The 20,325-nt window shown below is 36.2% G+C and carries 14 protein-coding genes; 2 read left to right on the top strand and 12 right to left on the bottom strand.

Annotation, left to right across the window (positions count from 1 at the left end):
- Positions 1-293: 293 nt before the first annotated feature.
- The 7 genes from TYM08_RS05915 to TYM08_RS05885 all read right to left on the bottom strand — a co-directional run bounded on the left by TYM08_RS05915 (position 294) and on the right by TYM08_RS05885 (position 13,710).
- Positions 294-2,564 (bottom strand): carbohydrate-binding domain-containing protein, encoded by a 2,271-nt coding sequence (locus TYM08_RS05915; protein ID WP_422382041.1) that lies wholly within the window; start codon positions 2,562-2,564, stop codon positions 294-296.
- A gap of 422 nt (positions 2,565-2,986) precedes the next feature.
- Complete coding sequence (locus TYM08_RS05910) at positions 2,987-4,450, bottom strand: DUF1501 domain-containing protein (protein ID WP_422382040.1); 1,464 nt, start codon at positions 4,448-4,450, stop codon at positions 2,987-2,989.
- Between the two features lie 2 nt (positions 4,451-4,452).
- Positions 4,453-7,290 (bottom strand): discoidin domain-containing protein, encoded by a 2,838-nt coding sequence (locus TYM08_RS05905; RefSeq protein WP_422382039.1) that lies wholly within the window; start codon positions 7,288-7,290, stop codon positions 4,453-4,455.
- Positions 7,291-8,453: 1,163 nt separating this feature from the next.
- Complete coding sequence (locus TYM08_RS05900) at positions 8,454-9,989, bottom strand: hypothetical protein (RefSeq protein WP_422382038.1); 1,536 nt, start codon at positions 9,987-9,989, stop codon at positions 8,454-8,456.
- A 679-nt stretch (positions 9,990-10,668) separates the two neighbouring features.
- Complete coding sequence (locus TYM08_RS05895) at positions 10,669-11,403, bottom strand: DUF4238 domain-containing protein (protein WP_422382037.1); 735 nt, start codon at positions 11,401-11,403, stop codon at positions 10,669-10,671.
- Positions 11,404-11,820: 417 nt separating this feature from the next.
- Positions 11,821-12,288 (bottom strand): hypothetical protein, encoded by a 468-nt coding sequence (locus tag TYM08_RS05890; RefSeq protein WP_422382036.1) that lies wholly within the window; start codon positions 12,286-12,288, stop codon positions 11,821-11,823.
- A gap of 405 nt (positions 12,289-12,693) precedes the next feature.
- The gene (locus tag TYM08_RS05885) at positions 12,694-13,710 is read right to left on the bottom strand and encodes a phospholipase D-like domain-containing protein (RefSeq protein ID WP_422382035.1); all 1,017 of its coding nucleotides are present in this window, start codon (positions 13,708-13,710) and stop codon (positions 12,694-12,696) included.
- A 519-nt stretch (positions 13,711-14,229) separates the two neighbouring features.
- Here TYM08_RS05885 and TYM08_RS05880 point away from each other — a divergent pair.
- Positions 14,230-14,496 (top strand): hypothetical protein, encoded by a 267-nt coding sequence (locus TYM08_RS05880; RefSeq protein WP_422382034.1) that lies wholly within the window; start codon positions 14,230-14,232, stop codon positions 14,494-14,496.
- A gap of 648 nt (positions 14,497-15,144) precedes the next feature.
- Here the strand turns inward: TYM08_RS05880 and TYM08_RS05875 are convergent.
- From TYM08_RS05875 to TYM08_RS05865, 3 genes are all read right to left on the bottom strand, one after another.
- On the bottom strand, positions 15,145-15,336 hold the full coding sequence (locus tag TYM08_RS05875) for an SIP domain-containing protein (protein WP_422382815.1): 192 nt from the start codon (positions 15,334-15,336) through the stop codon (positions 15,145-15,147).
- A gap of 87 nt (positions 15,337-15,423) precedes the next feature.
- Positions 15,424-15,711: a siderophore-interacting protein gene (locus TYM08_RS05870; RefSeq protein ID WP_422382033.1), complete on the bottom strand. Its 288-nt coding sequence runs from the start codon at positions 15,709-15,711 to the stop codon at positions 15,424-15,426.
- Positions 15,712-15,810: 99 nt separating this feature from the next.
- Positions 15,811-16,533 carry an outer membrane protein gene (locus TYM08_RS05865; RefSeq protein WP_422382032.1) on the bottom strand — a complete coding sequence of 241 codons (723 nt, stop codon included), beginning with the start codon at positions 16,531-16,533 and terminating at the stop codon, positions 15,811-15,813.
- 155 nt (positions 16,534-16,688) lie between these two features.
- On the opposite strand from TYM08_RS05865, the gene TYM08_RS05860 reads away from it, so the two are divergent.
- Complete coding sequence (locus tag TYM08_RS05860; protein WP_422382031.1) at positions 16,689-17,570, top strand: LysR family transcriptional regulator; 882 nt, start codon at positions 16,689-16,691, stop codon at positions 17,568-17,570.
- Positions 17,571-17,802: 232 nt separating this feature from the next.
- Here TYM08_RS05860 and TYM08_RS05855 read toward each other — a convergent pair whose 3' ends face one another.
- Entirely contained in the window at positions 17,803-18,372 is a 570-nt protein-coding gene (locus tag TYM08_RS05855) for a hypothetical protein (protein ID WP_422382030.1), read from the bottom strand.
- A gap of 171 nt (positions 18,373-18,543) precedes the next feature.
- Positions 18,544-20,019, bottom strand: a complete 1,476-nt coding sequence (locus tag TYM08_RS05850) for a hypothetical protein (RefSeq protein ID WP_422382029.1) — start codon at positions 20,017-20,019, stop codon at positions 18,544-18,546.
- Between the last annotated feature and the right edge of the window lie 306 nt (positions 20,020-20,325).

The following is a 20,325-nucleotide window of genomic DNA, read 5'->3' as shown; positions in this document are numbered from 1 at the left end:
TCAACTTGAGGATATTAGTTAAAAGTGAGAATAAAGTTTAAAAGATGTGACAGAGTGTCATATCGATAATTAGAAATAACCTATCTATACAGTTCAAATTTGTTACACGGTGTAATTCTTTGTAAGGGTGCGCTTTAATAGTAAGCATTAAAAACAAGAAATAAATGAGAGTAAATTGAATCAATTTCAAACTGTCTTTTCAAAAACACGAGAAACAAAATCAAAAAAAATGAGAAAAACCAACGTGCCTTTTCAGGAATGGTTTTTCTCATTTAACCTATAATTAATATATTTTAATCACATGTTTGCACGTCATTATTCATACCCAAATCAGTCACTGCACCACATGATGTGCCACTTGTGCTTGATGATGTGTTTTCTAAAGTTACGGGGTATTCACTTTGGTTATCAAGTGCAATATTGTCCGCTGCAAATTCTGGCGGTAATTGTACTGAACCAGACAACCATCTGTGACCGTATCGAATCCCTCCCACTTGAATATTAATGCCTGAATTAACAGTGGTTGTGCCATCTTTAATTGTAATGTCATGTCCATTACCTCCTATGTAAAACGATGGCGTGTTGCCAATTTTTTCAATCACATTATCTAAAATGGTCACTTCAATGTTTGAGTCATTTCTATACACATCTTCTGAAATTAATGGTCCAACAGATGTGTCGCCGCGAGAGTTTAATACGGTTGCATTTGAGCCTACCCAAAAGCCAGATTCATTGCCAAGTACGGTTGCGTTATCAACAAATTTTTCACCACGCGCCCATCCAATGGTGACCCCTGATCGCATGAATTTCACTTTGGAATCGATCACTGATACGTTGCCTGAATCTTTGGTTTCGCCTGTTGCGTAATTTAAACCATCTGCATAAGAGCGAATGCCATCTTCTTGTAAACTAAAATGATAATTTTCTGTTTGCTCATCTAAGTTAAATCCCCAAACCGTTAAGAAATCAACATTATCTGCATCTGTGCCTGTCCCGGCTTCTGCTAGCACCGCATTCACCGTACTAAGCTCACCTTCAACATAAACCCCTTCAATTAATACATCGTTGCCGCCTTGTACAAACACACCATGACCGTAAGCGCGCATATATAAAGCAAGATCTTTTAAGTGATTACGTTCGCCGCGCAATAACACCCCTGCGTGTTTTCTATGATTGAGCACTCGTGTTGAACCTTTACCAAAAATATCACCATAACCATAAGGGTATGAACCTCTTACCGTTACGCTGAACCCATCAATTAAATTATCTTCACCATCCATAATAATGGATTCAGCTGTTTGATAAGGGGCGATATTTCCGATGTCGACTATGGTTAAATTTCTGAACTGGTTGTTATTACCCACCACATGAAATTCCCAAACAGCCAGTCTGCCAAATTGACGAAAGACATTGGTGTCGTATTCAAATGTGACGCCATCAAAAATAAATGTATTGTTTGATCCTGTAAAAAGTAGAACCGATGGATTTGAAAATAATAAACCTTCACCCACATTGCTGGTGTCTAATTGATACGTACCTGGTTGCATTTTGATGCAGGCATCACTGACATCTAAATATTGCGCAAGCGCTTCAAGTGAGTTTATTTCAGTACAGCCTTGTGGTGTATTTGCATCGCTAACATCCACAATGTCTAACCAATTAATATTAACGCCACCGGTTATTATATTTAAACGCAACGTATGATCGCCCTGACTTAACAACCCAAGATTAATAGTTTGGGTGTCCCATACTTGCCATGCAGTTGTAGATCGCACTAAATGGTTGCCTACAATATTGCCATCAATTAACGCATTTAAGTGTGATGAATCATTGGGTGTGGCTAATCGAATTTGCGCTTCATAAACACCGGTTGATTCAACACTAATGTCATATTCAAGCCATTCACCATCTTCTGTCCATGCGATGTTATAGCCGCAATCAGTGTCTTCACAAACTTGAATGTCTACGCCTTGATCGGTTCTGAATACACGACCTTTATTTAAGCCTTCTGTATCAAAATACCGTCCAAAATACTCAGCTTCAATTCTTGCTGGTACTGTAAAAATAGAGGGAATTTCAACTTCTGTTTCTGTTTGAGTTTCAGTTTCAGTTTCAGTTTCAGTTTCAGTTTCAGTTTCAGTTTGAGTTTGAGTTTGAGTTTGAGTTTGAGTTTGAGTTTCGGTTTCGGTTTCGGTTTTGGTTTCAGATTCGGTTTGAGTTTCAGTTTCAGTTTCAGTTTCAGTTTCAGTTTCTGTTTCTGTTTCTGTTTCAGTTTCAGTTTCAGTTTCAGTTTCAGATTCTGTTTGAGTTTCTGTTTCTGTTTCTGTTTCTGTTTCTGTTTCTGTTTCTGTTTCTGTTTCAGATTCAGTTTGAGTCACTGTTTCGGTTTGCGTTTCAGATTCAGTTACAGTTTGAGTCACTGTTTCGGTTTCAGTAGGTGTTTGTGTTTCAAAACGGGTGTCTGTTTGAGTTTGACTCTCTTCAGGAACATTATCTTTTTCTACTTGGCAACCATTTATGGCAATGGCCAATAACGTTAAGTTTAATGTAGTGATAAATTTCATATAAGCCAGCCCAGTTTTAAGTTTTAATAGATTTAAATGTTAAATCTTAAGGATACATAAATCTTTTATAAAAACTTAAACTGAGAAGGGTTTATCAACAGCCTTGGGTTAATAATAAAAAATGAGAATGAGTTTTAAAACAAATTACACCGTGTCACCCATAAAATAAGAAATACACTAAAAATAAAGCCATCAAATGTTATGTTTTGTAATTTTTTTGCGAACGTTAAAGCGAATATATAATGCATTATAAATAATAAGAGTTAAAAAAATTAGCAACTAATACTGCTATTAACGAATGATGATTTTATCTTTTAAAGGACTTTTTATATTTAAAAAAGTGACACTTTAATTATCTCTTCAAAAAATATCATCCAAAAAAAAGCCATCTAAAAAGATGGCTTTTTTAATTCAAATACAATTTACGATTTCAATGCACCATATACGGTTTTACTGCTTGGCAATCGAATAGCAATTCGCTCTTCTGGTATACCTTGCATGGCCATTAATGTTCGACAATACGCCACTAATGTTTCGTCAAGTGATATGTCGGCGTCAGCCATTAATCCCGTTGTGGAGTTAATGCCCGATGCGCGTGCTATGCGGATACCTGAATTATCCCATGCTTCCACACCACCAACCACTCCAGCTTTTACGTTTGAGCCAAACATAAAGTTGGTACAATGACTGTTGTGATGATCACGCCCACCTTCTGAATTTCTGCCAAAGGTTCGACCAAAAATATCGTAAGTGGCAAAGTTAATATCGTCTTGTAAGTTTTCGGTTTTTAATAAATCCCATAACTGAACGATGGCATTAGTTTGTTCAATACTGGCTGCAACCTCACCACTTAAATCGGTATCACTATGGTTATCGCCACTGAATGCATATCGGATGACAACCACTGGCGCTAGATTGGCTTTTATTAATCCGACAGATGCCAATGCTTGGTCGGTATTGGTTTCACCGGTAATACTGCTTAATAAATCCCCTAACTCCTCTCCTAAAATTACCGCTTGCGAACGTGATAACGCATGAGCATCTAGAAAGTTCATTTGCGCCGTGCTGCCGTTTTGTTTGATATCACGATACATTGAGTCAATTGTATTTTCATACAAACGCTTCATATTATTTAAATCTACGCTTGCCTCGCCACCTAAAAATAAATTCTTAATATCAAGAGGTGAATAACGGGTAATGGCGATGCCTTCATTTTTAAGTGTCGCTAAGCCTCGGCCATTTCCCAACACCATCGGTGTGGTTAATAAGCTGTTATGGTTCAGTGAATTTAACTGCATTTCTTGCATTAATGCAGATTGAATTTCTTCAACCCCACGCCCGTTTACTGCCGTTAAACCACCATGCACACCATGTACATTTGGACCTTCTGGATGCCCGTTGGCCGCTGTGCGTAAATGAAAGAATCCTAAACGCTCACGTAAGTCTTCTGGTAAATACGACAAATATCTTGCTGCATCCACTTGAGTGTCACCCAAATTAAACGAAGCCATCTCTGAAAAATCCAGAGCAGTCACATCGTTACCATTTATGGTGCCTAACACGCCTGTGCCTAATTGTGCTGTAGTGGGTCTTTCAATGGTTGATAATGCATTGGATGCATCAGATGAATACGTACCCGGTGCATAACAATTGATAGACTCACCATCATCGCTCATGGCTAATATTAATTTTTGATCTTTTGCTTGTGCGGCGTATGCAGGCATAGCGCCACTTAATAAAAAGCCGACAGGTAAACCTGTTGCCATAGAGCGTAATGAAAATGCAGCTGCGCCACTCATGCCGTTTTTTAATATATCGCGACGACTTATGTTTCGATTAAGCTTGGGTGCATTTGTTTTTTTATTTTTACTAAATATGTTTTTCATAATTAAAACCCTATCGACATAACACTTGGCGCTGAACAGGCAGCAATCCAAACTTGTTTTAGTGCAGTGGCTCTATTTGAACCTAAACCACAAACCACACCGTCAGCATTTGCATCTACTATATCTTGCCCAGTGTCCGAACAAAGCGTTCCGCTTCTATGAATGTCATACATTTTTTGCAAAGAATCTTTAAAGATATCATGCTGAGCATGAGAAGGCGGATATCCCAAAATAAACGACGTCATGTTTTCTATGGACGTGGTTTCATCATTTTGATCAAAGAATTTATTGTAATTATTATTACCGTCTACTCCTGCGTTAGCCGCCACCATATAGCTTTGCGTTTCTTCGCACAGTTGGTTGTAACCCGAAGTTAAAAACGGATCTAACGTGACCGCTTGAGTTAAAAATAATGCACCGCGAGAAAATTCGTCTTGCGCTAACAGCCCAGCTTTTTCTTGAATATTCGCAGACAGATTACATAAATCTGTTGAATTCGATTCACCGACACCGTTTGCTGTACGTACTTGTTTTAAACGCACTTGCATGTTTTGGCAGAAGTGATTCGTTCTATTTAATATCACTGCTGGCGCAGGCTGAATGCCATCTATGTATTCGCTGTAAGTCACCAATGGCGATGAGAATAATTCTAAAATCAAATCATCTAATTGATAATTACTCGAAACAAATGCACTGACTAAACGTTTAAATTCATCGCTGGTTTGATCACATTGCGTTGACGTTGCCCAGTTACATAATTTGGCTGTCCAAGCTTTTGCAAAGTTTGGATGATCGTGAATGGCTTGGGCTAAATCGTACATGTCATTTAATTCACTGGTTGCACCAAAAAATGCAAACGCAGCAGGTGTGTCGCCCATAGTATTTAAAGCACGCGTACCATTGATGCCATAAGTATTTCTAAACACTTGCCCCATTGGGTCCATGAGTCTGTGACAGGCAAAACATTCATCTGCGCCCGCGTGTTCCACATCCAACCCTGAAAGATCACCTTCTTCAGTTATGTCCCCTGCTTCAAAAGTTAAACCTGTACCCACAATCATTGCTTGGTTGGTGGTTACCCTAAATTTATTACCCACATTACTGTCCCAGTTTTGGAAAAAAGGAATGGTGGTTAAAAAGCCAACACGTGGTGATTTAAATGCAACAGAATCACCATCAACAAGGGCCCGTAAGTTACCGGCCGTTGCTGGGTCACCTAAATTGAAATAAGCCTGAGTATCACTTTTGGTAAACGTAATTTGACGCCAGTCATCAAAATCGCCATCTTCAAAATACGAATACTGTCTTAAAATACCTGGATTTTCTTCATCGCGTAAAAACGGACGACGGTTTTGGTAATCGTGATAGGACATCGCCACTAATACCGATGTGGTCACATCCCAAGTAGTGGTGGTCGCAATTTCTCTGAAGTCTCTGCCGTCTTTTACAATGCGCAAAGCAGTACGAACAAAACTCTCTTCAAGGTCAGCAATCATTTCTAAGCCTAAGAATCCACCCAGAGCTAAGTTATTACTTAACGCATCCAATGTTGCAACGTACCCACCGTCGGTGCCTGTGTTTTCTTGTTGTAACGTTAACTGTAAAAAGTCGCTGATTTTTGCATCAAACTCTGACGTTAACATCCATTGCTGGATCATTGAGCGAAGCTCAACTATGTCTAAATCGCCGTTATCATTTAATCCGGTATTCATTTCAGCATCAGTGACTGCACCACCATGTAAAAAGGACTTCACTTTGTTTAAAGAAGAAAACCCCGTTAATGATACAAATGGCTCAGCATCTGGATCTTCAATATCTACATTGGTATTGGCAATTTCTTCTACCCAAGCTTCAAAACATTTAAATTGGTCATCGGTTACGCCGTCAGAACCCACTGGCATTTTGTTTGAACATTGACTTCCAGAATGAGGGCTCACTAATTTAAGTAATAAAGATTCACTTGGGTTAGCGACATCAATGACTTTTTCTTCGGAACAGTTCGAACTTACCGACGCGGTATCATTAAAACGAATCGCTAAATCTTCAATAGAACCGGTTAAGGATATTTTAGCTGCCTGGCTTGGTGTCACACTATGACACGCGGAGTTTGTACAGTTAAGATCCGACAATAAGGTTTCCATCGTTGGACAGATATAAGCACCTGTGTCTGTATCGGTTTCTGTATCAGTGATCGTTTCTGTTATATCGCCATCTGTTGGCGCACCGTTAATGGTTAGCTCATGAATCGATAGCCATTTATTAGTCGAACTGCCAGTTTGCACGATTTGAATATACTGTGTGTTTACCTGATTTAACTCTATGGTCATCACAGCAGAACCCACGCCGCTTGCAATGGCGTCGCCCCAATTTACACCGTCATCAGAGATGTAAACTTCATAGCCTTGCAGGTAATCATCTACGCTTGCACCCATGTCTAAATCAATGGATTCAATCAGGTATGCATCTTGTAAATCAATGCTGATCCATTGCCCTGGTGTTTGAACTTGCTTAGTTGCCCAACGTGTAGTGATGTCGCCATCAATTAATAGCCCTAACTCTTCAACATTTCTAGATGCATTTAAGATCCAATCAGCACTTGGCAGCTGGGTAATTTCAACTGGAGTCTCAGTCTCAGTTGTAGTTTGAGTCACTGTGCTCGAAGCTTCAGTATCGGTGTCAGTTTGTGTGGCTTCATCAGTATTAGTAACTGAATCTGTTTGGGTATTTGTAGCAATATTATCGCCGGTTTGTAATTGAGTAGGTTCACCACAACCTGCCAAAAACAAAAACACACAAAAGCTGCACAAATATTTAAATAGAGTTCTTAATTGAGTTTGCATAATTATTATTCTTAGGACTAAAAAAGAAGCATTAAGTATCATGCAAAACCCCAGCAGTTACTTGTTAACTTCTGTTGAATTGTGTTCTGTTTAACAAACCAAACACAATCAATTTTAAAGAATGAGACTCAGTTGATATGTGACAGAGTGTCACAGAGGGAAAAAGAAATATATCTATATGCATAGAATATATCTAACAGAGTGTAACATTTTGTGAGTTTTTTTAATGAGACATATTTAAAGAAAATCAGCTATATAAAATAGATTTATTTACAAAATACAACTATAGACAAGAACTATAGACAAGAACTATAGATAAGGAATTTTAAGTTCCCAAATATATTTACAGGATCATCTAAATTCAGAATTTTTAAATATAATTCCTCCTATAATTATTACGATAAAAAGTCAGTGATCGGATTTATTTTTATAATTTTATTTATGACAAGTCATAAATTTTTAAAAACCTAAATTTATGAACAGACATGAAAGGTTTCTTTAAATTTTTGTAAGTTACGAAATTAGAAAGGGTTAAGTAGTGAGCCGAATCTAGCCATGTGATTCAGGTTGAAGTTCGGGCTATTATTTATGCCAAATCCATCATATGCCAGACTCCCTCGCCCTGCTTTAATTTCCTTACTAGCCATTATTTATCATCCGATTTATTTTTAAAAAACTTAAAAATATTGACAAATCCTGAGTTATCAAATGCAATACCATCATTTTCAGCAGTTACCGAATTGCCGTTTAACTTAGTTACAGCAGAGAGAAGAATGGCAGAAAACAACAATAATCCGGCTATACCTAATGACCAAATAAATGTTTAAAATGTTTGTTCGGGTGTCATAGTCAAGAAAATTTTTGCCTGTAAAAAGCCCTGATGCAGGTTGATGATCTTTTTACCTGTATAGCAGGTTTTTAAAACGTTAGTTTATATTTGATTGATCATCTCACGTCTTTTTATTTAATACACTTAGAGGCAACGCTTAATTTTATACCACCCTTCTAATTTAAGTATGGCAATTTTTTTATAAGCGTCATAATAGATCATCGTCCTGGCCGGGATGAATACCTATTTTCCGTAGGGGCAAATTCCTTTTTCGCCCTGACTGTCATCTTTTTAAAAGGCACCTTTTAAATAGCACTTATTTAATCGCACTTATTTACAAATAAGCTGAGAATTCAATTGTTTGGCTATCCAGTATTTGATCACTTTCAATTGTTAATGTTGGGTTTTCACCTCCTGTTTCAATTATAAATTCACGACTTTCATTAGGTAATAGTCCTTTTAACGATGTTTCGGATCGAATTGAATCTACTGTTGGATACGCGTCATAATAAATGGGCGCGATGCCTTGGTTGGTAATTACTACTCTTGTTTTTATATCCGATGCTTCAAAAATATCCACATTAAATTTATATCCCATTGATTGACTTGCTTGTTCAATTCTTGCCACACTTTGATATTCGAACTGATCATTGCCAATAATATAAGATAAATTATATAAGCTTGAAAACGTTTCAAAATCTGTGCCCCAAGGACCATTGGGTAATGTTAAAACATTTTTTTGATCGTAATTGCTGTAATAATTAAATTCGCCACCTTGCATATTATTTTCATAACGATCATTCCCAAAAAACAACCATGACGCTCGATTATATTCGCGATCAGTTTCAGAGTGGGTTTCATGCATAAACGAATCATCAAATAAACCAAAGTCTAACTCTAATAATTCATTTTGATTTGCAAAAGGGGAATATTCGTCACTTGCTGCATCAATTGAAATTGACCAAAGTGTGGTTTCAAAACTATCATTCAGATGATTTAAAAAGTTTGTTTGAAATTGCTTACTTGGAAAATTCACACCTAAATCTAAAGGCCCATCATATAAATGATATTCACTGTACGAGCCAAACCCCACTTGGATCTTTGCAAGTCTTGGATCCGCATCATAGCGATTTGAAAACACTTCAAAAAACTCTAAAGTAAAATCTTCTAATCCTGAAAAACTCCAATCAGGTAAAAATGTATTTTGTGATTCAACATTGGCATACGTTAAATTATACTCATCTTGATTGACTATATATTCAGGCACCGACACAACGGTTTCACCTGGGTAGGTATAACGAAAACGCAAAACTAATTGATGCCCTCTATTTTCAACTTTATTTAATAATGCATCAAATTCAGACCAATCATAAACGCCTTCTGATTGAATCACATCGCTATAAATTAAATAAGAAAACTCAAGTTGCACAGCATCGCCAAGTTCTTGTAACGCATTAGAATTAGACTCCCAAAAAACGATTCCAGTCATGGGTTGTACTTTTGTAATGCTGGCAGACAATGGCACCGACAAATAATTTTCATTCACTGTTACATCGGTTTGGGTTTGGGTTTGGGTTTGGGTTTGGGTTTGGGTTTGGGTTTGGGTTTGGGTTTGGGTTTGGGTTTGCGACTGTGTTGCAATGTTTGTATCAGTCTGCATGATGGTATCGATTTCAGATTGAGTCTCTGTGCCCGTTCCAATGATCGTTTCAGATTCAGTCTCTACATTTATATCGGTTTGAGTCTGAGAGTCATTTGTTTCTGAATGATCGGTTGTCGGTAAAGATTCAATACACCCATTTAATAATAGAATGAAACTTAGAAGAGCCGTGCCAATTAGTTGATTGCGAAACATTTGAATTGTCATCATAAGTTGCCAGTTTTTTGATAAATTGAATATGACAGATAATACTTAATAACCTATTGGAAAAGAACTGTATGACACAAGATATTACAGTTTTTAGACAGTTTATAATTTAAGTGTGATCAATGCCCTCAAAATATAACAACATGCAAGATAGATTGGGGGTTGAGTTAAATGAACCTTTCTAAAGAATTGTAAAATAAATTAATTAACTATTGGATTGAGTGTCGATTTCAAATAGAGAGGGCGACCCTAAAAATTGATTAGACTGCATGTCTTTTAGGCGATATGAAAAAGAGTAAAGAAATTTACTTCGCTATTGACGGTTTTTTTCTAATGGGTGAACTTAATATTTTCCTTTTTGTAGGTCGTATGCTTGCTGCGACAAAACTAATCATTTTTTGAATGGCAATTTTCAAACTAAAATCCCATTCCTAAGAAAGAGGCAGTGCATAATAAAAAGTATTGTAAATACAAGCGACTTGCCCGCTATTATTTCTACAAACTAGCTAGCTTTGTCGCAGCAAGCTAGCGACCTACATATATAGCCGAGCCCAAACATGACAGTTACTTTAATTTTATTTTTTGGTGTGAGCTAAGCGACAGTAAGTCGATCGGTTAAAAATTTGAAAATAAAGACTGATATGTAACATGTAAGATCTGATAAATTTACGTTACATATTTATTAGGTGCATACTGGCCAATGCTTTTTAATAAAGCTTTCTTGTATTGATGACTTACTTCGGATAAATACTCTTTCTTTAGCTGATATTAAAATCTCTTGATTAATGCAAGCTACCATTTTTCTTTGGTTCATTTCAAAATGTGGCATATTTTGAGAGTGTGTGGCTAAGAAAAATGACTTTGGTCCCATAGGCAATATTATTACACAACTTTTATGTGCTAAATTATTGGGCTTGAAAATTAGAGGGTTGTCTGAAGTAATAATTTCACAATCAGTGGAAATTGTGGCAAAAACCCACTGCATATTACAAAGATCTCTTACAGCACGCTTATTTTCAATAATACTTGGCAGCTGATCTTTTGCTGAAATTATATCCATGCCTACTTTTGCAAAATTATTACAAATGGAATCAACGTTATTTGGAGTCCGAATATATTGAGCCAGTATGTATTTCGCCCATAATTCAGAATCCTCTTTAGATAAAATTTTCTTTCGTGGGTTCTGTCCATCAAACTCGTTAAAGAGATTAATGAACTTAGCTGCCTTAGTATCTAGGGGCATGAAGAACTTTTTTTCTACTTGTTCATATAGATTTGACTTATATCCGACAGATGCTGTTGAAAGACTTTTCCAATATAACTCTCCTTTCTTTTTTTCCCATTTTGCAGAGCAGATAATACCATCTCTAGCCCATCTGCGTAGATAAAATTGGGGAACATAGTGATCTTTACTCATCGATTTATCCAAACACTTAACGAGGTTGTAGAAAACCAATTCCTTCAACACTCATTTTTAATTTAATTAATTTCAAACAGTATATTCATACTCTAATCACTTTTAAAATGTTAATTTCACAAAAATATATTTAATTTGATTATCGTCATTTTTTTGAAAGTTCGATACATTCAAAAACTCTAGACATATTAAAATTAAGAGAGATTAAAAAGATTGTAGATTTTAAGGGAGAGGAATGGCAGGGAATGAAATTAAGCATAAATCAATTAACTGAATTACGACTATTTCACTAAAAACCTAGTCGTTTTTTAATTTCCCTACAACCTGAACGCCTCACTAAGAGTCAAATAACAGTCGGTTAAAATAAGCGACGCTGAAGCAAAAACCAACTGTTATTTTCCCTGCTTGAGTGCCTTGTTAGGTTTTATTATTTTCATGTGCACCAGCAGTTTTGTAATATGATTCCCGTAGAGATGGAATTGGATTGCCACCACCCGCTTGTTTGTAGTGCCTTGTAAGCCAAGTGATCAGATTGTGTTTCATAACAATTTTTGAATCTGCAAATTCAAAACGCTTTGAATGAAAACTTCTACCTTTCTCGTATGTATCAAATTCCTCAATTGTCACTGGCTTATCATCAATATTGTAGATTGTTGACTCGGAACCGTAAACCACACCATTTGTTTTGTTGTATTTGTTATTCAGGAACCAACGATCATTCTCACACATTCTAATGAGACTATTAAGGTCATCCGTCAATACCCACTTGCTAATAGCTTTATGTAGAAGCATGTCTCTTAAGACGAGCAATAAAGGAAGGACAACAAAAGTGAAAGCACCAGCTCCCATTATCTTAAATATAGCCATCCATGAAATATCAAACATCTGCACGATCTCTCCTCAGTTCATAACGAGCCTATAGAAAAATTAACTTTCTTCAACGCTCATTTTTAATTTAATTAATTTCAAACAGTATATTCACTCTCAGAACATTTTAGAAACGTTAATTTCACAAAATGGCATTTAATTTAAACATCATAATTTTACTTCAATTACTTCCAACCATTTTAAATGAACCACCAAATTATGATACATTCAAAAAATCATAAAATGGTTAATGATCTGAATTATGAATATTTTACTGAAAAATCACTATAAAATAAGTGGACTTTTTATTTTATACAGCCTAAACGCTCGTGAAATATATTGATTGACTTTTTTCATTATTGTCTTTTTAAGAAAAAATAGGACAATGTATGACGTCAGATTTAATGCGCTGTTTATGTTAATTCAATTCGGAAATTTTAGCTCTTTTTTTAACTTTACAAACTGGTTTGCAAAGTCAACGGCTACAGCCCTATTTTCAATAAGACTAACTGTTTCATTATTGTATTGCGCTTTATTTGTCCAATTATATGAACCGTGAATAACTCTATTAAGATCAATGACGCAAAACTTATTGTGCATCAGTTTTCGATTACTTTCAGGTACAAGATATGTTTCAAAATAACTACTTAGTTTTGTAGATAATTTTGAGTTTATTTTATCTCCATTAATTATAATCTGAATATTCAGTCCTTCTTTCGACTTTTTATATAGAAGGTTAGCTAAATCCTTATCAGTGAACCATGCTACAGCAACCCATATTGTGAACTTTGCTTTAGTTAATTCATTAGTCAAAAGGGATTTAATATCATCAAATTTGGAAATAACATTTAAACGTTCATTGGAGTCTCGAATATTACTAAGAATAACTTCAAGCTCAGTATTTGGGTATTTATACGCCATTTTTTCGGCAATGGATAAAATTTCAGCTGGCGATAAATGACAGGTTCTAGAGTGGATATAATTCTTTTTACTTACAAATGCTTCAGATATATCACCTTCTTTTAAACCATAACCAACGCTTATTAACGGCAAGTTATTTGCTGACTCACTTACTAAGTTGTTAGTTATAATTTTAAGTAATTCGTTTGCAGTTGCAGGAGATATTGTAATTTTTGCTTCTAATTTTGAATTTGGGTCATCACTTAAATCTTCAATAAGATCTGATACATTCAGTAATTCGGCTTTAAGTTCGTATGCCTCAGTTATTACTTGAATATCTAGATCTATTTTATTTAGTTCAATTACTAATAATTCACTGTCTATTCTCTTAGCAGAACCAACAAATCTTCGAGCTAGATCAAGAAAAGCGTAGACATAAGCAGATTGTTTATCAGGATCATCAGAAGGAGAACACTCCCCTAGTGGAAATTTCTGAATTTCATTAATTAGATGTTTTATTCTATCGGTTAAGGATGCCATGACTCACTCAGATTACGAATAGTACATTACAGATATATACCACAACTGACATTTCACATCACTTACGGGGTTACTGTTAATTTAAAAATTGGACTATACCTGTGAAATTTAATCAAGTCTATTGAGCAAGTGTTTTTTTAACTCGTTGCTTTATTTAATTTTTAATTACAAAATTAAATACTGTGTAAAGCGATGTGGCGCAGGTTGATTATTATCAATGCTGCATAGCGTACTTTTAGATATTTGATTTAAAAATTAATGCATATTTATTTAAGGGATTTTTATTTTATACCGCATAACTAATTATGATGATTAAATAACAGGATCTCGTCTTTCATTGCCAACAATATCCATATTTTTCACACATTACCTTTCTACAATTAAAAATCCTAATTCAATTAAGGTTTAATATGAAAAACTGGACCCATCGCCCGATCAAAGTGCGATACGTATTTGACTTGTTACTGTTACTGTTACTATTTTTTGTCATCGCCTCTGCACCAATGGCAACTGGCGGTCGTGCATGAGTGGGTATCATTTATTTATTTGATTCCTTTTGTGATTCATATTTTATTACATTGGGACTGGATCAAAGCCATCCCCAAACGTTTCTTTCAACAACTTTCCATTGAAAATCGCTTTAATGTGTTTTGGGATTTTTTACTCTACGCATTAATGATCTTTGTGACGATCAGCGGCATTTTAATTTCTCAAGCAGCGCTGCCATTGTTTGGGTTGAATATAAAGCCTGATAGTTTTTGGTTTTTAATGCTCCACATTACATAGGGCGGATTTGGAATGGTTCGCAAGGGCGGATTTGGAATCCGCGCCCTGCGGTTTGATGTGTTTTTTTGCGAATGAATCCGCAACCTACAGGTGAAAATGATGGTTTGTTTTTTTGCGAATAAATCCGCAACCTACAGGTGAAAATGTTGGTTTGTTTTTTTGCGAATGAATCCGCAACCTACAGGTGAAAATAATGGTTTGTTTTTTTGCGAATAAATCCGCAACCTACAGGTAAAAATGTTGGTTTGTTTTTTTGCGAATGAATCCGCAACCTACAATTATTCGTTGGATACGGCATCCATATGTTGATTCGGGATTCATTCCGAAAAATGATGATAGTCACGGACTGTAAGTTCGGGATTCATTCCGAAAAATGATGATAGTGTTTTTTGCGAATAAATCCGCAACCTACAGGTGAACATGTTGGTTTGTTTTTTTGCGAATGAATCCGCAACCTACATTTTGATTTGTCAGGGCGGATTTGGAATCCGCGCCTGTAATTGATTTATTCCTTCCACTAACCTGATGCATAGGTGAGTGCTTTTTGGTAAAACGGTTGGTTTTTTATCAACGCTTTAATCGCTTTCATATGGGATGCTTCAGTGGCAATAAACACAGCAGGATGCCCGTCTAACCATTTTATTTCTTTTACTTTTCTAATAACACATTGCGTGATTCATACGAACCAATGACCCACTCAAGTTGCACACATTCTGGCACTTTAATGTTTTGAATGTCGTCTTTTTTTGGCACTTGAATGAACGCAAACCCTTTTGCATGATCTGGTAATTTTTTTAATGACACAGCCGCTACTGGCAATGCGGTTAAATCCGCCACGATTAAATGACATTGTGCGCAGTAATCGGTATATTTTGTTGGCCCAGGTCCCGCTACGCCTAAAAAATCGCCTATTTTTGCATTTAATGCCTAGTTTGAAGCTAAGCCTTGATGATCATTCACAGCAAAATCAATTGCCAATTCTTTTGTGTGTGGATCAAACGCTCGAATGGTATACGAGCGCATATTTTTTTTGCCTGTCAACAAATTAAATTTCGGTTTGGACTGACCCGATGTTGGAAAAATCAATTTAACATGCGCCCCTTCTTGTGCAACAGGAAAATCACTCAGCTCATCCCCTGTTAAAACAATACGCGTCATATGCTGGCTTAAATTTTCAATTCGACTCACTTGAGTCATTCTCATTTTAGGTCCCATTTCTTATTCCTCTTTGAGTTCAGATCACTTTAGAAGTAGACATTTACATTCAAAAATATCTCACTTCTAAAGTACGATGATTAAGCATGTCAATGATGCTTAAAAATTAAAACGGGCGCCAATGACAACTGAGTGACGCAACACGTTATCAATTTTAAAGCCATCAGTAAAAGAGTCTTGACCGGTTTGCACATCACCGTAAGATGCAAATTGATATTCACCAAATAGCGCGACTTTTTCAGATACATCGAAACTGGCACCTGTACCAATATTCCAAGTAAACGCGGTGCTGGTTTCATCTGCATATGCATCATAGTAGCCATCTTCTTCTCCATCAAATGCATCAAATGCAGCCACGCCTTCGCCACCTAAACGCGCAGTGACACTATTACTTGAAACCCCTAGCCCAGCTTTCACAAATGGCGTAATGGATCCACTTAAATCAAAATCGTAAAACCCTTCAACGGTAAACGACGTACTGGCCACACCACCATTTAAAATATACTCTTCGCCATCACGTGCGCCCGTGCCCATTTGCGTGTCATCAAAGCGGCTTTTTTGATAAGCCAAACGTGCTTCAACACGCAATGTATCACTGATGGCATAACCTAAACCTAAGCCTGCTTGCAAACCTGCGCCGCCATCAAACTCTGCTGGAAAATCCGCATCGGTTGCAATGTTTTGACCAAAAGGCATTGCCGCACTTGTTTGTAAATTGCCGCCTAATTGCCCCGTCACATACAAGCCTTCAGCCAAAGCAAAAGAAGGAACAGCCAGAGTCATCGCAGCACTTAATAAGACAGTATTTTTTAACGTTTTCATACATTCTCCAAAATAGAATATTCAATCATTTCGCTGCCAACGGTTGCTGGCAAAGCGCTTTTGATTAAGTTAATAAGACGGTATGAAATATATCTCTTAATTATTGATCTGAATATATGCAATAATTAGATTTTATAATTCCGAAAAACAGAACAATGATTAATTATTTACGCCATATGGCGGTGTTTACAAAAGTGGTCGATGAACAATCCTTTCGCGCAGCGGCCAAATCACTTGGCCTTGCGCCGTCGCGAGTCAGTGAAACCATTTCAGATTTGGAGAAATTTTTAGGGGTGACGCTTTTCTATCGAACCACAAGAAAACTCAGTTTAACCACCGAAGGCAGTAAATTTTATGAACATGCCGCTCAAGTCACTCGCCATGCTGAGGCAGGCATCAACGAATTAAATGCCACTTCACAAAAACCAGCGGGATCACTTAAAGTGTCGCTGCCTGCATTTTTAACGCATTCCACAATCACCAACGCCATCGTCGAGTTTGCTAAGTTGTATCCTGAGGTGTCGCTGTCATTGTTTTATACCGACCAAGTCATGGATATTGTCAAAGAAGGGCTCGATTTAAGTATTCGAGTAGGCTGGCCAAAAGACAGCTCGATGATGTCGCGTAAATTAGGTGAAAGTAAACGCATGCTCGTGGCGGGCAAACAATACGCAAAACAATTTGCGCAGGTGCAACATCCAACGGATTTAAAAGACGCCGACTGGGTACGATTTCAAATGCGCAACAACACTATTGATTTCACATCAAAAGCAGGCGAAGCCGTCAGTATTTCAGAACATTCAAGAATCAGCGCCAACAGCGCCGAAGCTTTACTAAATTTAGCATTACAAAATTTAGGACTCACAATATTGCCCGAACACGCAATAAAGTCTCATTTAGAAACCGGTGAACTTGTGCAAATATTACCGCAATGGGATTTAAAACCATTAGGTTACTACGCCATATGGCCTGATCAATCACGCAGAGAAAACTTAACATTAATGTTGGTTCGATTTATTGCGGGACGTAGTGAGTGAAAATTAAAAAAGAATTAAGTCAACGCTGAAAGAACATTTTTTCCAAGTAGACCTTGCAAACATGCATCGTTCATAAAAAGTGATTTATAAAATTCGACTCGAATTTATTGAGTGTCATATTTAAATAGATATTAATACTAAAAATTGAAATAAGTGTTTTTCTTGAACATCCATGTATTTAAATTACTCACTTCAGCATATCAATCTTTAACTTTCTAATTTTTAAAATACGCTAGTGCATCAGACCCGTCACATTCGAAATATCACGATTTTGCAACATAAATTGCTCTAACAATTCTTCAGTGCCTTTTTCATCTTTTAATGCTTTTTCTTTACTTGAAATAGGAAAGATTAAATTGACTTGCACTTTTCGCTCTTGAATTTCTAAAACATCGGGAAGTGCATGTCCTGAAAAATCCACAGGCGCTATCAAATAATCGCTCCAACCAAATTGTTTGATATACCAGTTGTCGGCTTCAATGGAATGACCACTGCTTATTTGCTCTTTTGCTTCGCTGTACATCTGTAAATTAGCCAAATCCTTTGCTAATAACCGATTATCACCATTACAGAACATTATAAACATGTGATTTTTATCTTTGGGTAAGGTAAATAATACAAATTGCTTTTCAGTAGAACCTGAAATTGCATTGTAATTAGTTTGTAAAGAATGATCTAAAATCCGTTGCTGGGCTCGAGCACAATTGAATCCATTATCGTAAAAATGCATGGATAACTGCCCTTCGATTGGAAGGTATTTTACAATCCGATTAGCCACTTCACTTTGAAAGTTACTTAACATACTTAACCTCATTTAATGAATGTTCATTTATAAGTTAAGTCAAAAAATTACAAAATGTAAAATTTAGTGGATATTTTGATGAGGGGTTGCTGAAGATTTCTCATTTTTTAAGGTGCAGGCATAAAATTGTTAAAAAATTGAAAATTGGGCGATTTCTCGCCCAAAGCAAGTTTAAACTTTACGTTTTAATCTCATAACCATTGCAAATATCGCTAGTATCCACAAATAAATATGAGACAACCCACCTAAACTTAATTCATTATCAACTATTACCAGCCCCTGATCGGGATGAGGCTCGCAGACATAATCAAACTCTTTGGTACTTATTTGAGCAGGTACTCCTGAGTCAGTCACATTTACCGTAAATTTATAATGCTTAGATTGTAACCCACTCGTGTCGGTGCTGTTCATAAACACAAGGGGATCTAGGCTTTGATTTTCTAGTTCTGGTTCTACTGACCACTTAACTGTAAACGTATCGTTTTCATCTTCATCCTCAATTGCAGCAAATACCTCAACGATATCTTCGCAACCATAAATAGATTGAATACCTGCTATCAATACAACTTTAGGTGCATGATTAGCTTCAGCTATTGGCTCATCTTCTATTAAGTTAGGATCTGCTGCGCAGCTAAAATTGTATACTTGAGAATGCGTTTTAATGGGCGCGCCATTATCAGTCACAACTGCAGTTATTTCGAATTGCTTTTCAGTACCATCATTGATGCTTGAAGAATTATAAAACTCTAACGGATCAGTGCTTTGATTTTCTAATACTGGGTTCGTTACCCACTGAATCTGATGCATGTCACCGGCATCTACATCAGTCACTGTGGCAACAATATTAATGGCCTGCTCACAAACACCATCACTTTGTAGTCTGATATCCTCAAGAGAAATCATCGGTTGATTATTAATTACTTCAGCCGTTGTAGCCTTGTATGGATTCACTTTTGAATAATTACCGGCCATGTTTCTAGTAAAAAACTGAAAATAATAATCAGTTTGTGGAATCAATCCATTCACATTATAAGTGTCATTAATTTCTAAAAAAATAACAGTTGCACCATCAATCTCATCACCATTTTGATATTGTTTTGTCGAGTCCGGTGTAGATTCAATATAAAAATCAGATTGTAAAATCATGACCTGATTAATATTATCAGGGTTATCCCATTCTAAAAATACTGATTGATCTGTTTGCGTACTTATAATGTGACTGACAGAGTTTGTCGGCAAAATATTTTCACGACGAGTTAACGTAATATCTGCACAAGAAGAATAGCTCGCATTTTGACTTAATTTTAATGTACAGGATGCACATTCAATATCAGGAAAAGTAATACTTTGAGTATTTAATCCTTTAATGTCGGGTATATTTTCAACTAAAGTATAAATAATATTTTCATCTGTATTATCAATTAAATACATTTCAAATGGGTCATGTTGAATACCCACCGAATACAAAATATCAACCGTTGAGTTAGACTCAAAGATTGCATGATAAGTCCCTGGCACATCACAGGTTACACCATTTGTATTTCTGGGTATCACATTCCCGTCTGGTTTTAAGTAGATATGTGCCGACACTATTGATGGCATTATTACCAAAATCAAAGGTAGAAAAAAAGTAATGATTGTTCGCATTTTGATTATCCATTCAAAAAAAACAAATTATATAAAACTATCAAGTTTTATATACAGCGTTTCGTCTCATAATTGAATATTAATAAATTTAACAACCAATTTTATGTGCGTATGGAATATCTAAATGTCTAATATGACTGAATAAAAAGTAATTTGTATTTTATCAATTTATTTTTCTAAACCAATACATTCAATATTTGAATGGGCTCAGGAACTACATCATTGCACTTAATTTATGGATTACAGAAGGAGTACAAACTATTATTCACTGTATGTTGAAATTTCATAAAAAAGGCCTTTGCCCGA

The sequence above is a fragment of the Marinicellulosiphila megalodicopiae genome (assembly GCF_045862395.1).
Taxonomy (GTDB): domain Bacteria; phylum Pseudomonadota; class Gammaproteobacteria; order Pseudomonadales; family Natronospirillaceae; genus Marinicellulosiphila; species Marinicellulosiphila megalodicopiae.
The sequence above is the reverse complement of the archived record's forward strand: the minus strand, read 5'-3'. Positions and strand labels throughout refer to the sequence as shown.

Coding starts and splice junctions, on each gene's coding strand:
- TYM08_RS05865 (WP_422382032.1), bottom strand. CDS start 16,533: ATGAAAACGTTAAAAAATACTGTCTTATTAAGTGCTGCGATGACTCTG.
- TYM08_RS05890 (WP_422382036.1), bottom strand. CDS start 12,288: ATGTTTGATATTTCATGGATGGCTATATTTAAGATAATGGGAGCTGGT.
- TYM08_RS05900 (WP_422382038.1), bottom strand. CDS start 9,989: ATGATGACAATTCAAATGTTTCGCAATCAACTAATTGGCACGGCTCTT.
- TYM08_RS05915 (WP_422382041.1), bottom strand. CDS start 2,564: ATGAAATTTATCACTACATTAAACTTAACGTTATTGGCCATTGCCATA.
- TYM08_RS05885 (WP_422382035.1), bottom strand. CDS start 13,710: ATGGCATCCTTAACCGATAGAATAAAACATCTAATTAATGAAATTCAG.
- TYM08_RS05895 (WP_422382037.1), bottom strand. CDS start 11,403: ATGAGTAAAGATCACTATGTTCCCCAATTTTATCTACGCAGATGGGCT.
- TYM08_RS05860 (WP_422382031.1), top strand. CDS start 16,689: ATGATTAATTATTTACGCCATATGGCGGTGTTTACAAAAGTGGTCGAT.
- TYM08_RS05905 (WP_422382039.1), bottom strand. CDS start 7,290: ATGCAAACTCAATTAAGAACTCTATTTAAATATTTGTGCAGCTTTTGT.
- TYM08_RS05850 (WP_422382029.1), bottom strand. CDS start 20,019: ATGCGAACAATCATTACTTTTTTTCTACCTTTGATTTTGGTAATAATG.
- TYM08_RS05870 (WP_422382033.1), bottom strand. CDS start 15,711: ATGGGACCTAAAATGAGAATGACTCAAGTGAGTCGAATTGAAAATTTA.
- TYM08_RS05855 (WP_422382030.1), bottom strand. CDS start 18,372: ATGTTAAGTAACTTTCAAAGTGAAGTGGCTAATCGGATTGTAAAATAC.
- TYM08_RS05910 (WP_422382040.1), bottom strand. CDS start 4,450: ATGAAAAACATATTTAGTAAAAATAAAAAAACAAATGCACCCAAGCTT.